At 72.7% G+C, this 6,935-nt stretch carries 6 protein-coding genes; 5 read left to right on the top strand and 1 reads right to left on the bottom strand.

The window, feature by feature from the left end; all coding sequences use genetic code 11:
* Positions 1-136 precede the first annotated feature (136 nt).
* The 5 genes from ACQKIP_RS35345 to ACQKIP_RS35325 all read left to right on the top strand — a co-directional run bounded on the left by ACQKIP_RS35345 (position 137) and on the right by ACQKIP_RS35325 (position 5,607).
* Complete coding sequence (locus ACQKIP_RS35345; RefSeq protein WP_365861104.1) at positions 137-1,267, top strand: LLM class flavin-dependent oxidoreductase; 1,131 nt, start codon at positions 137-139, stop codon at positions 1,265-1,267.
* A gap of 455 nt (positions 1,268-1,722) precedes the next feature.
* Complete coding sequence (locus tag ACQKIP_RS35340; protein ID WP_365861106.1) at positions 1,723-2,832, top strand: LLM class flavin-dependent oxidoreductase; 1,110 nt, start codon at positions 1,723-1,725, stop codon at positions 2,830-2,832.
* On the top strand, positions 2,829-3,698 hold the full coding sequence (locus ACQKIP_RS35335; RefSeq protein WP_427745074.1) for an ABC transporter permease: 870 nt from the start codon (positions 2,829-2,831) through the stop codon (positions 3,696-3,698). The genes ACQKIP_RS35340 and ACQKIP_RS35335 overlap by 4 nt, the downstream gene beginning before the upstream one ends.
* 51 nt (positions 3,699-3,749) lie before the next feature.
* Positions 3,750-4,787 carry an ABC transporter substrate-binding protein gene (locus ACQKIP_RS35330; protein WP_427745075.1) on the top strand — a complete coding sequence of 346 codons (1,038 nt, stop codon included), beginning with the start codon at positions 3,750-3,752 and terminating at the stop codon, positions 4,785-4,787.
* A 64-nt stretch (positions 4,788-4,851) separates the two neighbouring features.
* Positions 4,852-5,607 carry an ABC transporter ATP-binding protein gene (locus tag ACQKIP_RS35325; protein WP_427745073.1) on the top strand — a complete coding sequence of 252 codons (756 nt, stop codon included), beginning with the start codon at positions 4,852-4,854 and terminating at the stop codon, positions 5,605-5,607.
* Between the two features lie 22 nt (positions 5,608-5,629).
* Here the strand turns inward: ACQKIP_RS35325 and ACQKIP_RS35320 are convergent, their stop codons facing one another.
* Positions 5,630-6,844 (bottom strand): PucR family transcriptional regulator, encoded by a 1,215-nt coding sequence (locus ACQKIP_RS35320; protein ID WP_365861109.1) that lies wholly within the window; start codon positions 6,842-6,844, stop codon positions 5,630-5,632.
* Between the last annotated feature and the right edge of the window lie 91 nt (positions 6,845-6,935).

The raw sequence follows: 6,935 nt of genomic DNA, 5'->3' as shown, positions 1-6,935 counted from the left end.
GTTCCGCACGGAGTACGAGGGCACCACCCTGCGCGACCACCTCGGTCTCGCCCACCCCGACGCCGGAGCGGGCATCCCCGCGCCCGAGTCCCTGCCCGCGCCCGCGCCGGCCCACCGCTGAGGAGGATCACCCCACATGCCTGCCATCCCTCTCGGCGTCCTCGACCTGGTCCCGATCTCGTCCGGCTCCACCGCGACCGAGGCGCTGCACAACTCCGTCGACCTGGCCCGGCAGACCGAGCAATTCGGTTACGCCCGCTACTGGTTCGCCGAACACCACCTCAACCCCGGCGTGGCCGGCACCTCACCCGCGGTCGTCCTCGCCCTGACCGCCGCCGCGACCTCGACGATCCGGCTCGGGGCAGGCGCCGTACAGCTCGGTCACCGCACCGCCCTCGCCACGGTCGAGGAGTTCGGCCTGATCGACGCGCTGCATCCCGGCCGCCTCGACCTGGGCCTCGGCCGCTCCGGCGGCAAGCCCCCCGCCACATCCGCCGCCGTGCCGCCCACCACGACGCCGGTCGTCGACGGCCGCGCACCGGGCGGCCTGCGTATCCCGCCCCGGTTCTCCTACGAGCATCTGCTCGGCTCGCCTCGCGTCGCCCTCCAGCGCAAGCTGCTCCAGCAGCCGAACGCCACGTCGCAGGATTACGGGGAGCAGGTCGACGACATCCTGGCGCTCCTTGCGGGCACCTACCGGTCCGCGGACGGCATCGAGGCGCATGTCGTCCCCGGCGAGGGCGCCGGCATCCAGGTGTGGATCCTGGGCAGCAGCGGCGGCCAGAGCGCGGACGTGGCGGGCCGGGGCGGCCTGCCCTTCGCCGCGAACTACCACGTCAGTCCGGGCACGGTGCTCGAAGCCGTGGACGGCTACCGTGCCGCGTTCAAGCCCTCCGACGTCCTCGACAAGCCCTACGTCAGTGTCTCCGCGGACGTCGTGGTCGCCGAGGACGACGAGACCGCCCGTGAACTCGCCGCGGGCTACGGCCCCTGGGTCCGCAGCATCCGCACGGCCGAGGGCGCCATCCAGTACCCCACGCCCGCTCAGGCCCGCGCGCACGTCTGGACCGACGCGGACCGCGCCCTGGTGCAGGACCGCACCGAAACCCAGTTCACCGGCTCTCCCGGACGCGTCGCGGACCTCCTGGAACAGCTCCAGGAAGCCACCGGGGCCGACGAGTTGCTCATCACCACCATCACCCACGGCCATGCCGACCGGGTGCGCTCCTACGAGCTGCTCGCGCAGGAGTGGCGACGCCGCAGGTGACAGGACCGTCCGCCGGGCGCCCCCACGCCCGGCGGACACCCGGCGCGCACCTGCGGGGGCCAGACCTGCGGGGTGCCGGGATACGAGACCCCACTGTCCACATGGCGGAACCCGCTTGTCGGTGGCACGGCGTCCCGGTCAGGATGCAAGCATGAACCCCGCCCTCGTATCCCGCCGCCACGTGGACCTTCTGCGTGTCTCGGGGATGCTGTGTCGGGCCATCTCCTGTTGTCGCGCGGCCTGTTGCTGAGTGCTCCACCGAGCCTGAGCACCCCTTCGCCCCGCTGACGACATCTCTCGCCGCTGACGACGCCTCGCGTGCGGTCGTCTGCCGTCGCCGCTCCTGATTTCTCCCTTCCGGACACATCCCTGGACTCCAGGGCATCCCGCCACGCCCCGCGCCCTGCGCGAGGGCCGTGTCCGGCCGTGTCCGCTCCCCTCCGAGGTGCCCCCGCATGTCCTCCCCTGCCGCCCCCGTGCTGCACTGGTTCCTGCCCACCGGCGGCGACGGCCGCGACCCCGGCGGCGTCACCGCCGTCCAGGGCCGTACCGCCACCGCCACCCGACGCGGCGCCGACCTCGGCTATCTCGCCCAAGTCGCCCGCGCCGCCGAGCAGTCGGGATTCTCCAAGCTCCTCACCCCCGTGGGCCTCGGCTGCGCGGACCCCTGGGTGCTGACGTCGGCACTCGCCGCCGTCACCGAACGGATCGGCTTCCTGGTGGCCTTCCGCGCGGGCCTGGCACGGCCGACGCTCGTCGCCCAGCAGGCCGACACCTTCCGCCGCCTGTTCGGCGACCGCATCGCCCTGAACGTGGTCACCGGCGGTGACCCGGCCGAACAGCGGGCGTACGGCGACCACTTGCCGAAGAGCGAGCGGTGCGTCAGGACCGGTGAACTCATGCAGGTGGTAAGCGAGTTGCTGGACGGGAAACCGGTCGACCTCGACGGCCGGCACGTGCGGGTGGAGGGCGCCCGCCTCGACAACCCCGCCACCGCCTCCCACGTTCCCCTCTACTTCGGCGGCGCGTCAGCGGACGCGGAGGACGTCGCGGCCCGCCACGCCGAGGTGCAACTCCTGTGGGGCGAACCCCCGGCCGCGCTCGCCGAACGCATCACCAGAGTGCGGGACAAGGCCGCACGCCTCGGCCGCACCCCGCGCTTCGGCCTGCGGCTGCACGTCATCACCCGCGACACCGCCGCCGAGGCATGGGCGGAAGCCGACCGCATCCTCGCCGGGCTCGACCCCGAAGCGGTCCGCGCCTCCCAGGAGCGCTTCGCCCGCATGGACTCCACCGGCCAGGCCAGGATGACCGCGCTGCACGGCGGCTCGGCCGACCACCTCACCGTCGCGCCCAATCTGTGGGCGGGCATCGGCCTGGTCCGCGAAGGCGCGGGCACCGCCCTGGTCGGCTCGCACGACGAGGTCGCCGGGCGGCTGGACGAGTACCGGCAACTCGGCATCGACGAGTTCGTCCTGTCCGGCTATCCGCACCTCGAAGAGGCCTACCGGGTCGGCGAAGAAGTGGCCCCACGGCTGAAGGCCCTCGCGGAGGCGGCGGCGTGACCCTGCTGAAGCACACCGAGACGCGTACCGCGCCCCTGCCCGCGGCGGAACCGATCCGCGCCCGGCGCACCTGGGTCACCGCAGCCGCCCTGCGCTGGACGGCCCTGCGGCTCCTGGCCCTCGCCGTGCTCGTCGCGGCCTGGCAGGCGGTGGTCGCGGCCGGGGTCTGGCCGCGCGTCCTTGTCCCGTCGCCGGGCGACGTGTGGCACGCGTTCGTCCAGGCGTCGACCGTCCACGACGGCGTGCGCGGCTTCAGCGGCCACCTCCTCCTGGAGCACCTGGGCGTCTCCCTGCGACGCATCGGCATCGGTACCGCGTACGCGGCCCTCGCCGGTATCCCGCTCGGCCTGCTCATCGGGGTTCTCAAGCCGCTCGCCGTGGTCCTGGAACCGGCGGTCACCTTCCTCAGGACGCTGCCGCCGCTCGCGTATCTCTCCCTGCTCGTCATCTGGTTCGGCATCGACGAGACCCCGAAGATCTGGCTGCTCGTCATCGCCGCGCTGCCGCCCATCGCGGCGGCGACCGCCGCGGCCGTGCGCGGGGTGCCAGGCGACCTGGTGGAGGCCGCGCGGGCGCTGGGCGCCGGACCCGTGGCCCTGCTGCTCTCCGTACGACTGCCCGCCGCCCTGCCGGAGATTCTCACCGGAGTGCGCATCGCGGTCGGCATCGCCTACACCTCGGTCGTCGCCGCGGAGACGGTCAACGGCGTGCCCGGCATCGGCGGCATGATCCGCGACGCCCAGCGCTACAACCAGACCGACGTCGTCATCGCCGGGATCATCGCCATCGGAATCTCCGGGATCGTCCTGGACGCCCTGTTCAAAGGCGTGGAGCGGCTCGCCGTGCCGTGGCGCGGCCGCGTCTGACACCCGCCCTTCCCTCGCTTCCCCGTCTCTCCATACGAAGGAACCACCGTGCTGCCCTCTCGCCTCCGCCGCACAGCCCTGCCCGCCGCCGCGACCGCCTTGGTCGCCCTCACCGCGACGGCCTGCGGTGACGGCGCCGACGCCGCCACCGGGGGCGGAAAGACCCCGGTGCGCATCGCCTACCAGTCGATACCCAACGCCGACCTGGTGGTGAAGAACCACAAACTTCTGGAGAAGGCGCTTCCGGACGCCGATGTGCAGTGGGTGAAGTTCGACTCCGGCGCCGACGTCAACACGGCCGTGATCGCCGGGTCGGTGGACTTCGCCCTGGCCGGCTCCAGTCCCGTCACGAAGGGACTCTCCGAGCCGCTGGACATCCCGTACAAGGTGCTGTGGATCCACGATCTGATCGGCGAGAACGAGGCGCTCGTCGCCAAGAAGGGCATCGGGTCCGTCAAGGCGCTCAAGGGCAAGAAGATCGCCGCCCCCTTCGGATCCACCTCCCACTACTCGCTCCTCGCGGCCCTTGAGTCGGCCGGTCTCAAGGCGTCCGACGTGCAACTCGTCGATCTCCAGCCGCAGGACGCGTTCTCCGCGTGGCAGCGCGGGGACATCGACGCCGCGTATGTGTGGACGCCCTCGCTCACCGAGTTGAAGAAGGACGGGAAGGTCCTCGTCACCAGCCGTGAGATCGCCGAGCAGGGCAAGCCGACCGCCGACCTGGGCGTGGTGACCGAGGACTTCGCGGACAGGCACCCCAAAATCGTGGACGCCTGGCTCAAGGCGGAGGACCAGGCCGTCAAGCTCGCCAAGAGCGACCCGGACAGGGCGGCCACGGCCATCGGCGCCGAACTGAACCTGAGCCCCGCCGACGCGAAGAAGCAGCTCGCCCAACTGGTCCTGCTCACCGCGAAGCAGCAGCAGGGAGCCGACTACCTCGGCAAGCCCGGCGCCCCCGGCAAGCTGGCCGGGAGCCTGCACGATGCGGCCGGCTTCCTCAAGGCGCAGAAGGCCATCGACGCGGTGCCCGCCCGGTCGGCGTTCGAGAAGGACCTCGCCGTGAAGGAGCTGTCCCGTGTCGCAGGCTGAGAGCGCTGAGAGGACTGAGAGCGCTGAGAGGGCTGAGAGGGCCGAGGCGGCTCCTGGCGGTGAATTGACTAGCCCAGACATTGAGTTGGCGGGCGTCAGCGTCCGCTACGGTCCGGCCAAGGCCGTGGTGACGGCGGTGTCGGACGTGTCCCTGGCCGTGGAGCCCGGCGAGTTCGTGGTCCTGGTCGGGCCCTCCGGGTGCGGCAAGACCACCCTCCTTCGCCTGGTGGCGGGCTTCGAGAAACCCGCCACCGGCACGGTGGACGTGCGCCGGAAGGTGGGCGTCGTCTTCCAGCAGCCGCGTCTGTTCCCCTGGCGCACGGTGGGCGGCAACCTCTCCTTCGCGCTGGCCCGGCACGGCGTCGTACGGTCCGAACGGGCCGCCCGTATAGTGGAGTTGCTGGCTCTGGTGGGTCTGCCCGGCATGGCGGGACGCCGCACCTGGGAGCTGTCCGGCGGACAGCAGCAGCGCGTTGCCATCGCCCGGGCCCTTGCCGCCGAACCGCAGGTCCTCCTCATGGACGAACCTTTCGCCGCGCTGGACGCGCTCACCCGCGAACGCCTCCAGGAGGAGGTCAGGACCCTGGCCGCCGTCACGGGCACCACCGTTCTGTTCGTCACGCACTCCGCGGAGGAGGCCGTCCTGCTGGGCTCCCGGGTCCTGGTGATGGCGGCGGGGCCGGGGCGTGTGATCGACGAGGTGGCGGTCCCGCTGCCGCGCGAGGCGACGACCGACGTGGCCGCGCTGCGCGGCACCCCGCGGTTCGCCGCTCTGCGCGCGGAACTCGCCGATGCCACCCGGCAGGCGGCGACCGCCTAGCGCGCGCCTGCCGTGCGCGGCCTCACCCGCTCCGGCCGCCGAGCACGATCGTGCGGGCGATGTCCAGGGTGAGGCGCTGCCAGGGGTCCTGGGGATCGCGGGAGGTGAGGTCGCGGACCCGGCGCAGGCGGTAGCGCACGGACTGGGGATGGAGGTGCAGTGCGCGGGCCGCGGCATTGGCGGAACCGGTGTCGATGTACGCGGTGAGGGCCTCCAGGAGGTGGCGCCGGGCGTCGTCGACGAGGGGGCCGAGGACGATGCGGCCGATCTGGTCGGGGCTCGCCACGGGGTGACCCGCGAGCAGCGCCAGGACGTGCGCGTCGGCGTCGGTGAGGACCCGGTCGGGGTGGTGGGCGTGCGGGGGAGCGGTGTCCAGGGCGCCCGCCGCAAGCCGGTGGGCGACCGCCACGCGGTCCAGGCTCTCGCCCGAGATCACGCAGCCGCGCCAGGCGTGGCGGCGCAGGACCCGGGGCACGGCGTCGGCGGATACGGCCGGGACGAGCAGCACCGCACGCGAGCCGTGCGTCGTCGCCAGGGACGTTCCCCGCGCCCCGCTGCCGCCGAGCGCCGTGAGCAGGGCTGTCGACGTGGTGAGGGAGATGTCGGACGCGGGGCCGTCCAGGGCGGTGGCATCCGCCGGTTCCGCGAGCGCCGCGGGTTCCGCCACCAGCAGGCTGTAGCGCTCGGGGAGTTGCACGCCCAGGCGTGCGGCCCGCGCGCCGAGTGCGCCCAGCGAGGCGTGCCGGCCCGCGATCAGGTCGTCCAGGAGCAACTGGAGCGATCGGTCGCGGTCCCCCGAGAGGCGCTCGCTGGTGGCCGCGTACGCCGTCGTCATCTCCTCGGAGATGGTGTCCATGGCGGTGAGCAGGAGCTGTGCGAGGGCGAAGGCGTCCTTGGCGGACAACTGCGGCGCGCGGGCGGCGACCTCGTCCGCCAGTACGGCGGCGGCGACCCGGTAGGCGCGCAGGACGGCCTGGAGGGGGCGGCCGTCCGCGGCCCGTGCCGCCGCGATCCCGCGGAAGCGGCGCAGATCGGCCGGGCCGATCGCGCCGTCCGTGGCCCAGTGGTCCAGGAGGCGGTCCGTCGCCCAGGCCGCGATCGCCCGCACCTCGGGGAACCGGCTGCCGTCGAGCGCCGTGTAGGCCGGAACCTGCTCGTGCACCGCGTCGACGATCGCCTCGACGAGACGGGGGTCGGCCAGGATTTCCTGCCGGACGTGTTCCCGCTTGTTTGTCACAGGGTGATAGTCCCATCGGAAAAGAGTGCGTACGACCATGGACGGGGCTTGTCACTGTGGCAAGGATCGTCCGGTAGACAGTGCTCTCTGG

The organism is Streptomyces sp. NPDC059900 (assembly GCF_050270335.1).
GTDB lineage: Bacteria > Actinomycetota > Actinomycetes > Streptomycetales > Streptomycetaceae > Streptomyces.
Note: the sequence above shows the minus strand (reverse complement) of the source record. Positions and strands in the feature narration are given on the sequence as shown.